Here is a 14,650-nt window from a genome sequence, read left to right as displayed (position 1 = left end):
TGGGTACGCGGCAAATTGTAAAAAAATATTGAAGTTCTGATAGTTAAAGGGACAATTTAGTGTAAAATGCGTGAAATCTCGCGGTATGGAAGTCCAATGTTGTCTTTATCTCGATTTAAGCACATGAATTTAAAGGGAGATTTATTCGGTGGTGTAACCACTGCGATAATTTCTCTACCTCTGGCCCTAGCATTTGGTGTTGCCTCAGGTGCTGGCGCTGAAGCCGGTATGTGGGGAGCGATCCTCGTAGGCCTATTTGCTGCCTTATTTGGCGGCTCCACTTCTTTGATCTCAGAACCAACAGGTCCGATGACGGTTATTATGACCGCGGTGCTCACAACCATGATGGCCACCTATCCTGAAAATGGCTTGGCAATGGGTTTCACTGTGGTCATGATGGCTGGCGCATTTCAAATACTGCTCGGTACGCTCAAACTTGGTAAGTATGTAACATTAATGCCCTATAGTGTTATTTCAGGATTCATGTCAGGTATTGGCGTAATACTTATCATCTTACAACTAGCGCCATTATTAGGCCATAAAGCGCCTATGGGCGGTGTGATTGGTACCCTTGAAGCACTTCCAAGTTTACTGTTAGATTTACATTTTTCTGAATTGTTTCTCGGTATTCTAACCTTAGGGATTCTGTTTTACTTACCGCAGAAATACCGTCAGTATGTACCTGCTCAACTGGTAGCCCTCGTTGCTATTACTTTAGTCTCGATTATCTTATTTGATACTGACAGTATCCGTAGAATTGGCGAAATCCCCAGTGGACTCCCCTCTATCGTTTGGCCAACTTTTACCGCCGATTTGTTTACTGAGATGGTGATTGATGCGTTGGTCTTAGGTACATTGGGGTGCATTGATACCCTATTAACCGCTGTTATTGGCGATAGCTTAACGCGTACCGAACACGACTCCGATAAAGAACTTCGCGGTCAAGGTATTGCAAATATGATATCCGGTTTGTGTGGTGCACTCCCAGGCGCAGGCGCAACCATGGGCACCGTCGTTAATGTACAAGTTGGCGCACGTTCTCCACTGGCTGGGATTTTTCGTGCGTTAATTTTAATGGCTGTTGTCTTTGTTGCTGGTAGTTTAACCGAACCCATTCCGATGGCCGTACTCGCAGGTATTGCCGTGTACGTTGGTTTCAATATCTTAGATTGGAGCTTTATCCAACGTGCCCACAAACTTAGTCTAATGCAAATGGCTATTATGTACGGTGTCATGCTATTGACTGTTTTCGTTGACCTAATTGTCGCAGTTGGTCTCGGTGTGTTTATATCAAACATTCTGGTGATCGAGCGCTTAAGTCAAGTACAAGCCGAGCAAGTGAAAGCCATTAGTGATACCGACGACGATGTGCCAATGACTGAACTAGAGCGCAACTTATTTGAACAAGCCAAAGGACAATTGCTCTATTTTTATCTCTCTGGCCCCATGATTTTTAGTGTCTCTAAAGCGATTGCACGCCAACATCGTGATATCAACAAATACCAGGCTATGGTACTTGATTTAAGTGATGTTGCGATGCTTGATGTCACCGTAAGCTTAGCACTTGAGAATGCAATTAAGGATGCACTCGATGCCAATTGTAAAGTCTTTATTTTCTCACCAAACAAAGAGACTTGCGATCGCCTTCATCGATTTAACATTCGTGAAAAACTCGGTAGCGATGCTTTTTGTGATAGCCGTGAAGATGCGCTCAATCAAGCCCTCTCTGCGATGGAGTTTGCGGGTCAAAATGTGCAGCCAAATAATCCAGCAGCAAGCGTAAGCTAGTCGGCATATATTGTCTGGGCGGATAAACCGCCCAGATCCCTTCACGCTTTGGTTTAAAGCTTGGTAATATCTCTATCAGCTGCTTGTTTTCTAATGCTTTTTCGACATAGTAATGTGGCAGCTGGACTAACCCTAAATCTTTACACGCAGCATCGAGCAAAGCCCAACCACTATTACAGCTCAACGGTCCGCTGACTTTAATATTTCGCTCTTTATTCTTATCGAAAAAACGCCAATAACTGCTATTTCCCACTAAACAAGCATGTTCCGCCAATTCATTCAAGCTATGCGGTTGCCCATGATGATTCAAATACTCAGGTGACGCACAAACTAACGTATTTCGCCACGAAAGCCGCCTTGCTTTCAAGCTTGAGTCTTTCAAATGACCCAAACGAATTGCAATATCAAAGCCCATAGCCACTAAGTCTAGTTGCTCATTCGACAGTAACATTTCCACTTTTACTTTAGGGTAACTTGCCATAAAGTCGTGAACAATCGGCATTATATAGTGTTCACCATACATTACAGGCGCGGTCAGTTTAAGCGTGCCTGTTGGTTGCTGGTCTCTTTGGCGCAGTGCCAATGTGGCATCATCATATGCATGCTGTAAATGTCTCGCATGGGTTAGAAACACTTCACCCTCTTGCGTTAATGCCAATTTTCGAGTGGTTCTCGTCAGTAGCTGATGATCTAATTGCTGCTCTAGCTCTTTGACCCGTCGACTCACTTGTGCAACCGAAGTATCTAGGATCTTAGCCGCCTGTGTAAATGAACCACTTGTTGCAACCGCAACGAATTCATCAATACCAATCCATCTATCCATTATTACAAATCTGTAAAAGTATTTTTTATAATTAAAGATTATCAAAAATAATAAAGTAATTATACTGTTTACAAAATCAATGTAGATGGAAGTAATTATGTCTGAGTTTATTAAATCTAAAGCCGCTATTGCCTGGGGTCCGGGTCAACCACTGAGTATTGAAGAAGTGGATGTTATGATGCCTAAAAAAGGGGAAGTATTGGTTAAAATTATGGCTACGGGTGTATGTCATACTGACGCATTCACCTTATCAGGTGAAGATCCTGAAGGCATATTCCCAGCCATTCTAGGGCATGAAGGTGCGGGCATTGTCGAAGCCGTTGGTGAAGGTGTAACCAGTGTTGCGATTGGCGATCATGTTATCCCTCTATACACGCCAGAATGTGGTGAATGTAAGTTCTGTACCTCTGGTAAAACTAACTTATGCCAGCAAATCCGTGAAACGCAAGGTAAGGGCCTAATGCCTGATGGAACAACCCGCTTTTTTAAAGATGGTGAACCAATTTACCATTATATGGGCACATCCACCTTCTCTGAATTTACGGTATTGCCTGAAATTTCATTAGCAAAGGTAAACCCAGAAGCGCCATTAGAAGAAATCTGCTTGCTTGGATGTGGTGTAACCACAGGTATGGGTGCGGTCATGAACACCGCCAAAGTACAAAATGGCGACACCGTTGCTATTTTTGGCTTAGGTGGCATTGGCTTATCAGCCATCATTGGCGCAACAATGGCTGGGGCTAAACGTATCATTGGTGTTGATATCAATGAAGATAAATTTGAGCTGGCAACCAAACTTGGCGCAACCGATCTTATCAATCCTAAAAACTACGATAAACCAATTCAAGATGTAATCGTAGAAATGACAGATGGTGGCGTTGATTTCTCGTTTGAATGTATTGGTAATGTAGATGTGATGCGCTCAGCACTAGAGTGTTGCCATAAAGGTTGGGGCGAATCTGTTGTTATTGGTGTTGCAGGAGCTGGCAAAGAAATTTCTACTCGCCCATTTCAACTTGTTACTGGCCGAGTATGGCGCGGCAGCGCATTCGGTGGCGTTAAAGGCCGTTCAGAGTTACCTGAAATAGTCGAACGCTACATGGCCGGTGAATTTAAACTGAATGATTTTATCACTCACACCATGAAACTTGAAGGGATCAACGATGCATTTGATTTAATGCATGAAGGCAAAAGCATTCGTTCAGTCATCCACTTTTAGAGGGATAAGTTATGGAACTAGTCGCCAGCAATAAAGTCGTTGGCGGCTGGCATAAGCGATATCGCCACGCCAGCCAAACAACGCAATGTGATATGACCTTTGCCATATTTTTGCCAGAAACTGCGAACTCAGGTAAACAGCTTCCCGTTTTATATTGGTTATCAGGGTTAACCTGCACCGATGAAAACTTTATGCAAAAAGCGGGGGCGTTTAAAGTTGCCAATGAACTCGGTATCGCTATTGTCGCGCCAGATACCAGCCCTAGAGGCGAAAGTGTGCCAGATGACGAACATACGGCCTACGATTTTGGGTTAGGTGCAGGGTTTTATCTGAATGCTACACAGCCTCCTTATCATACCCATTACCAAATGTATGATTATGTGGTTAAAGAACTCCCTAACCTCATTGAAAATCATTTCCCAGTCAGTAAAGCGCGCGCAATTAGCGGCCATTCAATGGGCGGCCATGGAGCATTAACTTTAGGGCTTAAGAACGCAACGCGTTACAGCAGTATTTCAGCTTTTAGCCCGATAGTTCACCCTTCAGCATGCCCTTGGGGCATCAAAGCGCTGTCCGGTTATTTGGGAGATGATAAAACTCACTGGCAAAACCACGATGCGGTTTTACTCATAAAGAATAAGCAATATGCGCGCCCTCTCCCCATGCTAGTCAGTCAGGGGACCGCCGATAACTTTTTAGATGAACAATTACAGCCTTGGCATTTGCAAAAAGTGGCCACAGAGCAAAATTACCCTCTGCAACTAGAAATGTGTGACGGGTATGATCATAGTTATTTCTTTATTGCCAGTTATATTGAAAAACACCTAAAATTTCACGCTAAACACTTTTAACAAAAACCAAGAGTAAGAGCATTTATTAGCAATGCTCTTATTTTTAGAATCTATCATTACGCCACGCCTGCCCTCTTAATATTTTTTATTAATATCTGTGCTATTATATAAGTCCTTTTACCTTAAAGCTTTTTGCTTCTTTAGACTCTACAAACTCGCAACAGAGTCTGTCAGTAATACACATGGGGAACACTATGTCCGAACATGGCGTCAAAGCAAAGTTGAATCCACCGGTTTTCTACTGCGCGTCTGGTTTGATCATTTTCTTGGTCATCTTTACGGCATTTATGCCAAAAACCGCAGATACCTTATTTCAATCTTTACAAGCCAGTATTGTCCATACTGCCAGCTGGTTTTACGTTCTTACTGTCGCCATTATTCTTATTACAGTGGCGTACTTGGGGTTATCTAGGTTTGGCAACATCAAACTTGGGCCCGATCACTCAACCCCTGATTACAGTCATACAACCTGGTTTGCCATGCTATTTTCAGCCGGTATGGGGATTGGTCTGATGTTCTTCGGGGTTGCTGAACCGGTTATGCACTTCCTCTCTCCTCCCGTGGCGGAGTCTGGCAGTGTCGAAGCGGCGAGAGAAGCAATGAAAATAACCTTCTTTCACTGGGGTCTGCACGCATGGGCAATTTACGCCATTGTGGCCCTGATCCTCGCGTTCTTTAGCTACCGACATGGCTTACCACTGACGCTTCGTTCGGCACTTTATCCTCTGATCGGCGATAAGATCTATGGCCCAATTGGTCATGCGGTCGATATTTTTGCTGTAATTGGCACTGTATTTGGGGTTGCAACTTCTCTGGGTTACGGTGTTCTACAAGTCAATTCCGGTCTAAATTACTTATTTGATGTGCCTGTGGGCTTGACAACTCAGGTTGTCTTAATTGCCGTAGTGACTGGTTTAGCTATTTTGTCAGTTACCACGGGTCTAGATAAAGGGATCCGTCGTTTATCAGAACTCAATATGGGTTTAGCTGTGCTCATGTTGCTATTTGTGCTCATACTGGGCCCTACTATTTATTTACTACAGGCATTTGTCCAAAATGTAGGCGCCTATACCGCTGATATAGTGCGTAACACCTTTAATTTGTTCGCTTATGAAAAAACTGAGTGGCTAGGTGGCTGGACAATCTTATATTGGGGTTGGTGGATGTCTTGGGCACCCTTTGTGGGACTTTTTATCGCCCGGGTGTCTCGCGGTCGAACTATCCGTGAATTTGCCATGGGTGTGCTCTTCATTCCAACAGGCTTCACGCTCATGTGGATGACCTTTTTTGGTAACTCAGCCATTGATTTAATAATAAATAAAGGCGTGACAAGTTTAGGCGATGCCGTTTCAAAAGACGTAGCTGTCTCTATTTTTGTATTTCTTGAACAATTTCCCATGTCAGGAGTACTTTCATTTGTCGCAACGTTAATGGTGATTATATTCTTCGTAACGTCATCTGACTCTGGTTCAATGGTTGTAGATATGCTGTGTTCAAACGGTAACGACAATACGCCTATTTGGCAGAGAATTTATTGGGCAGGCGGTGAAGGCGTTGTTGCTGCAGTACTGTTAATTGCCGGGGGTCTTGGTGCATTGCAAACAATGACAATCGCCAGTGCTCTGCCCTTCGCTGTCATTCTACTTATTGCCACATGGGGCTTAATTAAAGCACTCAGAGTTGATGTCGCCAAACGTGAAAGTTTACAGCTTAACATTGCTCAGCTAACACCTGCTAACGGTAATACCGCAACCAGTTGGCAAGAGCGCTTAGGTAACATCGTAGATTTTCCAAGTAAGCCCAACGTTAACAAGTTTATCAATAATGCTGCTTTGGCGGCCGTTAACTCCGTAGCAAGTGAGTTAAAACAACATAATATTGAAACGCAAATAGAACAAGATGAAAAGCTTGGCCGAATTAGCTTATTAGTACTACTTGGCGAAGAGCTTGATTTCAAATATGAAGTACGTAGAAGATCATCAGATAAACCAAGCTACGTTGAAGAAGAAGATGATGATAGCGAAGATAAATATTATCGTGCCGAAGTACATTTACGTGAAGGTGGGCAAGACTACGATATTATGGGTTGGTCAAAAGAGGCCGTTATTAACGATGTTTTAGATCAGTACCATAAACATATGCATTTTTTACATACCGTACGTTAACGCGCATGAACTTTAATAAGCAAAAAGGCGCTCATTGTGAGCGCCCTGCTTTGCTTAACATAGTTCTTCAAAGGTTACTTTAAATCACCATATTGATTATTTACATTGAGCTTCACTGCCTTACTAAAGCCCGGAAGTGTTAATTCATTAGCTTCTATCTTGAGTGCTGTTTCATCCAGCATACCATTGCCGAACTTATAAATAAGTTCGTATTGACCTAAATCAGCAGCTTGTTGATACTGAACTTGCTGTGCGTGTGTTTGCGTTACTTTATCGCTATAACGCTCCCAAGTACTTTTATCATAACGTTTACTTAACAGCTTTTTAGTCTGAGTCGGCGAAAATATGGTTGCAGTGGCATTATTACCACCAAACCCTTTTGAATTAACAAATGCAATGTCCATGGGATCACACTCATAATGGGCGGTGCGAATATCTAAGTGCTGAGCGTGCACATCATCAGCTACTTTACTGATTGTGGTAATACCCGGCATAATATTATGACTGAAGACTCCTAATGCCATCGCTAATTGGTCACCACTTGCTGGGGCTATTGTGTGGCCAACGAACGCTTTTGGTGCAGCCAGCTTCCAACCATTAATAGAAAATGCTTCAGCAACCTTATGGTAAATCATAGACTCAGTCACACGGTTTTGTGGGGTACTTGAACCATGCGCTAAAATAAAGCTGCGCTCTCGCAATGCTTCTGGTCCAGCTATTTGCTCTGCCAACGCGACCGATTTTGCCATCGTAATATAATTGCCAGGCCCTGGAGCCGTAATGGATTTTTTTACACCGTCTGCATTAACGAATACATCAACAACCGATCCCATTATGTCTGCGCCCAGTTCAAGCGCCAACGCATCATCCATTAAAATAACAACTTGTGCACCTTCTCCAATCGTAAAGCCGCAATTATCTCCAAATGGGCGACTGGTTCTACGATGGTCGGCAGTATCTGTATTATCAAGTTTACGTAAGCCTTCTTCATTCGCCAACGCGCCCATCGTACCGAAGCCTTCAATAACTTCAGGCGTCAGCGCGCATTCAACACTGGCTACCACTGCAACTCGAGTACGCCCAGCTTGAATATCATTAACCGCAGCACGCAAATTATATAAGAATGTTGCACAGGCACCTGACGCTGTAAATGTGGTACCCACACTACCGGTTACATACGCATTAATAAAATCAGTCGACATTGTATTTAAACCCAGTGCCAACTGTTTAGTACTAACACGCTCTCCTTTCATACGGCTGCGAACCAAGCCACCAAACCCTTCATCATTCATTTGTCCGGCAATCGACCCCGAATACGTGCCGACTTTGTCTGGCTCAACACTATTCATAACTGTTTGCCAATCTAATCCTGTTGAGCGAATTGCATCTGTCGCTGCAAAAATGGTCGCCTGTAATCCTCGCGGTTGATAACGACTGTTGTACATTATTGCTGGGTCGAACCCTGTCGGAAATTGACCGGCAGCTTTAATAGGATTATCTCGATAGCTATCATGCTTAACATCGAGTTGATCAGGCACGACCACATTTGCAGTCTTTTTGTCTATTTCAGTCACTTGCCATGACGTTGGAATTGGATTTGGTAAGTCTTTAATGCGGCACGTAAAACGTAAACCTTCTTCGCTATTAACTTTAATTGCCAATTTTTGCTGCCAATGGGTCGCATCAACATCAAAATGGTTTTTTTCTATTTTTCGAATCAACGTGCCAGCTTTAATTTGTTCACCGAGCACTCTCTCGATATCGGTAACAGCTATTACCTCACCATCAGGCGTTACGAGTTGGTCATTTTCATATTTTACTAGGTTCATCAAAGTCGCCAAACCTAAAAAGGTCTCTTGACGGGCTTTTTGGCCTAATTTATCTAAAACAATACGTCTGAACCCTTGATGGAAAGATGTTCGGCCTGCAGCGTTGATACCGCCCATGCCTACAATAATTGGTAATGCTGTCATGATATTCTTGTCTTAATAACCGCTAATAACTTGATTCTAGTTGGAAGAGAATAAAAAATTTTATAATATAAGCCAAATAACGTGCAATACTCGCCAAACTTGAGTGGTCAGTCCAGATGAAGCAACCAATAAATATCGCATTTACACTATATGAACATATGTTGTTCACAAGTGTCACACTTCCAGCCGAAATGCTCCGAGCTGGAGAAGCCTATGCTAAGCGGCATTTAGGTCCCAAATTTAGACCTTTAAAACTCAATTGGCTTGCTCAACACGACACAGCAATTGAAAATAATTTGGGAATGCAGCTCAGTCCAAATGGTGATTTAAACATGCTGGCTGAGCAAGATTATGTCATCGTGCCAAGTATTTGGCGTAACCCAAGACCCGTACTTAGGCGCCATAATGACATTGCGATACAACTGGCATCAACATGGCAACAAGGTGGAACCATTATTGGCGTTGGTACCGGAGTATGCTTTTTAGCTGAATCTGGACTGTTGAACAACCACCCAGCGACGACTCACTGGCATTACGCAACGCAATTTGAACGTAACTACCCTCTAGTAAACTTAAAACCCGACTTTTTCATTACACAGTCTGAACGTATATACACCGTTGCCAGCCTAAATGCGTTAGCAGATGTGATTGTTCATTTAATTTCACAACTCTATGGTGTGGCTGCAGCCAACCACGTGCAACAAAACTTCTCTCATGAAATTCGCAAGCCTTATGAAGAACAACGCTATTTAGAAGGTGCCGTTGATAAACATCCTGATGAACAAATCGCAGCCATTCAATTTTGGCTGAAACACAATTTCGCCAGCGATATACTTCTGGCCGACGTAGCCAAACAGTTTGATATGAGTTACAGAACCTTTAATCGCCGCTTTAAAGCAGCCACAGGGCAAACGGCTGCTGATTATTTACAAGTACTACGATTAGAAAATGCCAAAGAGCTGCTTGCCAATAGCAATCTTTCAATTCAAGACGTTGCAATCTCTGTTGGATTTAATGCACAAGGACTATTAACACGTGTGTTCAAAGCTCGACTTCAGCAAACACCAAGCGAATACAGAAAAATAGTCAGAAAAAAATTATTCTTCTAACCGATAAGCACTCCTTTTTAGGTCAACGTACGATCACAAGATTGAATTCATGTGCTTATTACTCCAAGAACATACCCTTGGTATAGAGTGTTGCCCATGTCTTACTTACCGAATGCATTTTTGACTGTTTGCAGCTCAAAAGTGCAAGGGTAATACGTCGGCGTTTACCTCCTGTTATTTTTCGAAGTAATCATCGTTATATATAGCTCACTTAATTACAACGTGAATAGGAAGGAAACCATGAAGCGGTTAACAATAGCACTCGCTATTTTGAGTCTGATCAGTACATTCAGTATCTGGGCAACCCCATCGGAAAGAGCCATTTACAACCCATATATTGACTTTGAGTGGGGCAATTGCCCCACGCAATTTAAAAGTTACGACAATAGAAACTTATGTAGTTTGGCTGAAGTCCCCTTGGACTGGGAAGCGCCCAATGCTAAAAAAATAGACATTCTAGTATCTAAATACCCTGCAAAATCTGGTAATAGCCAAGGTCAAATTTGGTTTTTACAAGGCGGGCCTGGTGCCTCAGCAAGTTTTTACGTTAAAGAGTTTGAAACTAACCTCAACCATTTCACCCAAGACTACGACTTATATGTCATTGAGCATCGTGGTGTTGGGTGGTCAACACACTTAGCATGCACAACTCCACCCTCCGCTGATTACGCAGCGTATTCACAAGCCTGCTTTGACGAGCTCCACCAGCAATGGGGTGAAGGCCTTTACAAATTCACCACGACCTCTGCTGCAAAAGATCTTGATTATGTGATCTCCAAAAGTAAAACGATTGATTGGCTGCCCAGTTACGTTTATGGCGCTTCATACGGTACGTTGTGGGCACAAAGGTTTAGTCAAATCGCACCAACAGGCGCACAGGGGATCATTTTAGACTCAGTCGTACCGGGTGAAAAATTTGGTCTTGATTCATGGGATGAAAACTTCAATGATATTTTCGCCGATATGTTTACATATTGCCAAAATGACGACTTTTGTCGCTCACAATTAAGTCTCAGTTCACTCGATGAGCTCAAAACGTTAGTCAACAAAGTTTATTCAGGTCAACACTGCCCCGCGACAAATTTTAAGCGCTTTGAACTACAAGCTATATCCCTGATTGCATTAAGTCGCTCTGTTGAGCAAATACTCATCCCTATGTATCACAGACTAGCTCGATGTAACACGAGTGACGTGATTGCACTCAATAACCTACATCGCTTTATGTTTACAGGTACAGGCAAGCAGTTTATTGAATTGGCTGCCAAAGACCCATTTGACTCTTCCCCAATCGTATCGAAACTTATTGTACAAAATGAAATCAACTACAACGAACGTGATATTCATACAAAGCTTGAATATTGTAAGGATGCGATTTCATGTATTCCAGAATATATTCTTTACCAAAAACATATTGATAAACAAGTATGGGGAAATCGCTATATCGACCCCTATGCCTACCAGCCAACACAGCACTATATGCCGACACTGGTGCTCAATGGTGATTTAGACCCACAAACGCCCCATTACTATATACCCATTGTCCAAAGTGCGTTTACCAGCAGTAATCAGCGCTATGTTGAATTACCAGAAACAGAGCATGGGGTGATCTTTGTATCACATAGCACCAAAGAAAATGCCAATACTTGTGGTGTAGATATTATGCAAAGCTTTATCAATCACTTGTGGTCACAACCAGACACCAGTTGTATCAAAGACCTACAAGGCTTAAATTTTAAAGCGTCACAATTTGAAAGCCAAGTCATCTTTGGCAGCTCAGAGGCATTTAACGGTAACGCTATCACGCAATCATTACATGATTTAAACGTATTAAAAAACAGTAACCCGAATATCTATATACAAGCACGCGATACATTTTTACGACTGGCCGATTTTTAATTAAATCAATCAACTTACCTTTATGGGCTCTTCTCATTATCGGATCAGATGAGCTCAATCAGCTACATGACCTTATAAGTCTTCAGCAATCACTTTATAGCGTGCTAAAAATCCTCTGTAACACTTTTTTCAGAAATCATAACACCTGTTGAAACTTAACTAGGATATAATCATGCCGCGTTTAAACCATACTATTGAACTAACTGGCAGCATATGTACGAAACTATTAAATTAAATCTGAACAATCTAAAAAACAACAAAATATTTGAGCTCACCGTTGTTGCAGTGATCATCATTTCCGCACTAGAGATTGGTGCAAAAACTTTTTCATTACCCAACACTGCAATTTCAATCACCCATGTACTCGATATTTTTATCACCCTCTTTTTTCTTTTCGAGATCTCTGTCCGCTTTATTGCTGATGACGATAAAAAGCGCTTTTTCAAAAAAGGCTGGAATGTTTTTGATACTCTGGTCGTTGCTATCAGCTTAGTGCCTATCAACGACAGCGAAATGGCCTTATTGGCAAGGTTGATCAGAGTATTCCGCGTACTCAGAATGGTATCTGTGGTCCCCGAGCTAAGAATTCTTATAAATTCATTGATAAAAGCACTGCCACAACTAGGGTATGTGATCTTATTAATGTTCATCATTTTCTACATATACGCAGCGATTGGCAGCTTTATATTCAATGACATAAACCCTAAGTTATGGGGCGATATAGCGATATCTATGTTAACGCTGTTCAGAATAATGACATTCGAAGACTGGACTGATATTCAGTATGAAACAATGGAAGTCTATCCAATGTCTTGGGTATTTTATTTATCATTTATCTTCTTTACCGCATTTGCATTTTTGAATATGGTCATCGGCATTGTGGTCAATGTAATGGAAGATGAACGTGCAAAAATGCGCCAAGAAAAAGAGTCAGCTAAAAATATCCCCACCATAGAAGACCTGCACAGTGAAATTCAGGAGTTGAAAAAGCTGATCCAGCAGCAATCCGAAAATCGCAAAGATATTTAACCTCAGCTCTGGATAAGCGAATTTGCCCAATAAAGCTATTTTTCTCACTCTCAGCGTTGCTTTCATTTGTAATAGCCCGCTATTACTGTATAAAAGCGCCTTGATATTGAACAAAATATCATCATTGGATTGTACATAAGTTTGTTTTCAAAACATTTTCTATTCCAAAACCCATATCCAAACCTGAGGTTACTTAGATAAACGAATGCAAAGAGCGAGGTGTACACCTCGCTCTTTTTGCAATCGTAACTTGAGAGCAAATTCCCGCCATCATCATAAAAATGTACTGTTTAACTCGCCATACTACCTTTAGGGTGATTTCCCCTATTAGCAGCTTGCCTTATTTGCGTTGCTAGTGGTTTTTCAAAGAATCGATATGATACATACGCCGCACAGATACTTAATACTAAAGACACCAGTAATTTCATTTCCACCGATAGCGTAAATTGATCCACCTTTACAATAATGGGCATATGCAACAAATATAATGAGTAAGATATTTTCCCCAAAAAATCCCCCAATTTATTTGCTAACAATATATTGTTATTCGGAACCAAAAAGACAATACAAAAAAACACCGTGCTCATCACAAACAAAACTTCATAGCTCAGCCACATTCTTCTTTTTGCATCAGAAGAAACAAATGAAAACTCAGGATACATAAGTGGGATCAGGCCTAGAACCAGTATAAAACCATGCTTTCTTAAATAATCTGGAACCTTAAAGGAGTGATAATGCATGCCGAAAATCACTCCTACGAAAAAGTAAGGTAAGGATCTCAATACATTAAAGATATTATAAGGGATCTCATAGATCTCACCATATAGCCTTGGAAAGTTGGTAAGAAATAATAAAACCATTACACCAACAATAGATGCATAAATATATCCACTTCTTTGATTCGCGAAAAACCAAAAGATCAAAAAAATAAAATAAAACTGAATTTCAACGGGTATTGACCAAAATACACTTTCACCATAGACCAAGAGCAAATGGCCTAATAGCGAATTGAAGTCCGGTATGTGGTATAAACTATCATTGCCAGATACCGTTAGAAAATACGCGCTAAGGACAACCACAAAATAGAGCGGTAATACCCGCGCAAAGCGTGCGAATAAATAGTGCTTGATGTTTGACTTTGTAAAAGCTTTATTTAAATACAAATAAGACATCAAAAAGCCACTAAGTAAAAAAAACAGCATGACACCATATGCACCAGCGCCACCACCTAAAGCCCCATCAAGCCAATGCGTTATATCACTAAAGTGAGTAAAAAAAACAATCAGTGCCGCGAGTCCTCGAAGCGTATTTAATTTCCTGATCTGCATATCTGATATCTTCAAACGACTTTAACTTGCGACAGTGAACCCACTTGGATATGGGTTTGAAAATAATATTTTTCAGTAAGCTTACCGTTCGATACAAAGTATATTTTCACCCGTTTTGCCTCTCCAGTAACTAATATGGTTTTATTAATAAAGTAGCTTTCAGGGTGAGCACCAAATTTTGCAATAAAGTCACGTATGACTTTTGGGTGAAGTGACACAGAGATATTTCTTCTGTCTCGATAATCTAATTCAGTATTTAAATAAGTCGTGCGATGTTGCGTTCCCGATGCTTTTATAGGGAGCTGAAATGTCCCTTTTAGCCCATCTGGTGTGTTTCCTTCACTCAAAGCTATAATGTCCATCACATTGGTAAAGTACACATTTTTAGAAACATTAGGCGTGCTGCATGCACTGAGAAAAAAAACAGCGATAAATAGTAAATACTTCAATTGTATAATTTCCTTATTAG

11 protein-coding genes are annotated in these 14,650 nt (G+C 41.5%); 7 read left to right on the top strand and 4 right to left on the bottom strand.

All coding sequences use genetic code 11. The features are described 5' to 3' along the window. Positions 1-96 precede the first annotated feature (96 nt). Positions 97-1,788, top strand: coding sequence for a SulP family inorganic anion transporter (locus J8L98_RS15415; protein ID WP_210997215.1), 1,692 nt, complete (start codon positions 97-99; stop codon positions 1,786-1,788). Here the strand turns inward: J8L98_RS15415 and J8L98_RS15410 are convergent. Beyond that, positions 1,712-2,611, bottom strand: coding sequence for a LysR family transcriptional regulator (locus J8L98_RS15410; RefSeq protein ID WP_210997166.1), 900 nt, complete (start codon positions 2,609-2,611; stop codon positions 1,712-1,714). The two genes, J8L98_RS15415 and J8L98_RS15410, sit on opposite strands and share 77 nt — an antisense overlap. A 97-nt stretch (positions 2,612-2,708) precedes the next feature. On the opposite strand from J8L98_RS15410, the gene J8L98_RS15405 reads away from it, so the two are divergent. The 3 genes from J8L98_RS15405 (at position 2,709) to betT (ending at position 6,846) form a co-directional block, all read left to right on the top strand. After that, on the top strand, positions 2,709-3,830 hold the full coding sequence (locus J8L98_RS15405; protein WP_192507748.1) for an S-(hydroxymethyl)glutathione dehydrogenase/class III alcohol dehydrogenase: 1,122 nt from the start codon (positions 2,709-2,711) through the stop codon (positions 3,828-3,830). Between the two features lie 11 nt (positions 3,831-3,841). Continuing rightward, the gene (gene fghA / locus J8L98_RS15400; RefSeq protein WP_210997165.1) at positions 3,842-4,681 is read left to right on the top strand and encodes an S-formylglutathione hydrolase; all 840 of its coding nucleotides are present in this window, start codon (positions 3,842-3,844) and stop codon (positions 4,679-4,681) included. A gap of 194 nt (positions 4,682-4,875) precedes the next feature. Continuing rightward, positions 4,876-6,846, top strand: coding sequence for a choline BCCT transporter BetT (betT, locus tag J8L98_RS15395; RefSeq protein WP_210997164.1), 1,971 nt, complete (start codon positions 4,876-4,878; stop codon positions 6,844-6,846). 74 nt (positions 6,847-6,920) lie between these two features. On the opposite strand, the gene J8L98_RS15390 is transcribed toward betT, so the two are convergent. Then, complete coding sequence (locus J8L98_RS15390; protein WP_210997163.1) at positions 6,921-8,819, bottom strand: beta-ketoacyl synthase; 1,899 nt, start codon at positions 8,817-8,819, stop codon at positions 6,921-6,923. 116 nt (positions 8,820-8,935) lie between these two features. Here J8L98_RS15390 and J8L98_RS15385 point away from each other — a divergent pair, with 116 nt between their 5' ends. The 3 genes from J8L98_RS15385 to J8L98_RS15375 all read left to right on the top strand — a co-directional run bounded on the left by J8L98_RS15385 (position 8,936) and on the right by J8L98_RS15375 (position 12,853). After that, complete coding sequence (locus tag J8L98_RS15385; protein WP_210997162.1) at positions 8,936-9,928, top strand: helix-turn-helix domain-containing protein; 993 nt, start codon at positions 8,936-8,938, stop codon at positions 9,926-9,928. A gap of 240 nt (positions 9,929-10,168) precedes the next feature. Further along, positions 10,169-11,824, top strand: coding sequence for an alpha/beta fold hydrolase (locus J8L98_RS15380; protein WP_210997161.1), 1,656 nt, complete (start codon positions 10,169-10,171; stop codon positions 11,822-11,824). A gap of 213 nt (positions 11,825-12,037) precedes the next feature. Then, positions 12,038-12,853, top strand: coding sequence for an ion transporter (locus J8L98_RS15375; protein WP_210997160.1), 816 nt, complete (start codon positions 12,038-12,040; stop codon positions 12,851-12,853). Between the two features lie 290 nt (positions 12,854-13,143). On the opposite strand, the gene J8L98_RS15370 is transcribed toward J8L98_RS15375, so the two are convergent. Together J8L98_RS15370 and J8L98_RS15365 are read right to left on the bottom strand one after the other, a co-directional pair. Further along, positions 13,144-14,181, bottom strand: coding sequence for an acyltransferase (locus J8L98_RS15370; protein WP_210997159.1), 1,038 nt, complete (start codon positions 14,179-14,181; stop codon positions 13,144-13,146). An 11-nt stretch (positions 14,182-14,192) separates the two neighbouring features. Then, on the bottom strand, positions 14,193-14,630 hold the full coding sequence (locus tag J8L98_RS15365) for a hypothetical protein (RefSeq protein ID WP_210997158.1): 438 nt from the start codon (positions 14,628-14,630) through the stop codon (positions 14,193-14,195). Positions 14,631-14,650: the final 20 nt, after the last annotated feature.

The organism is Pseudoalteromonas sp. MMG013 (assembly GCF_018100885.1).
Lineage (GTDB): Bacteria > Pseudomonadota > Gammaproteobacteria > Enterobacterales > Alteromonadaceae > Pseudoalteromonas > Pseudoalteromonas aurantia.
The sequence above is the reverse complement of the archived record's forward strand: the minus strand, read 5'-3'. Positions and strand labels throughout refer to the sequence as shown.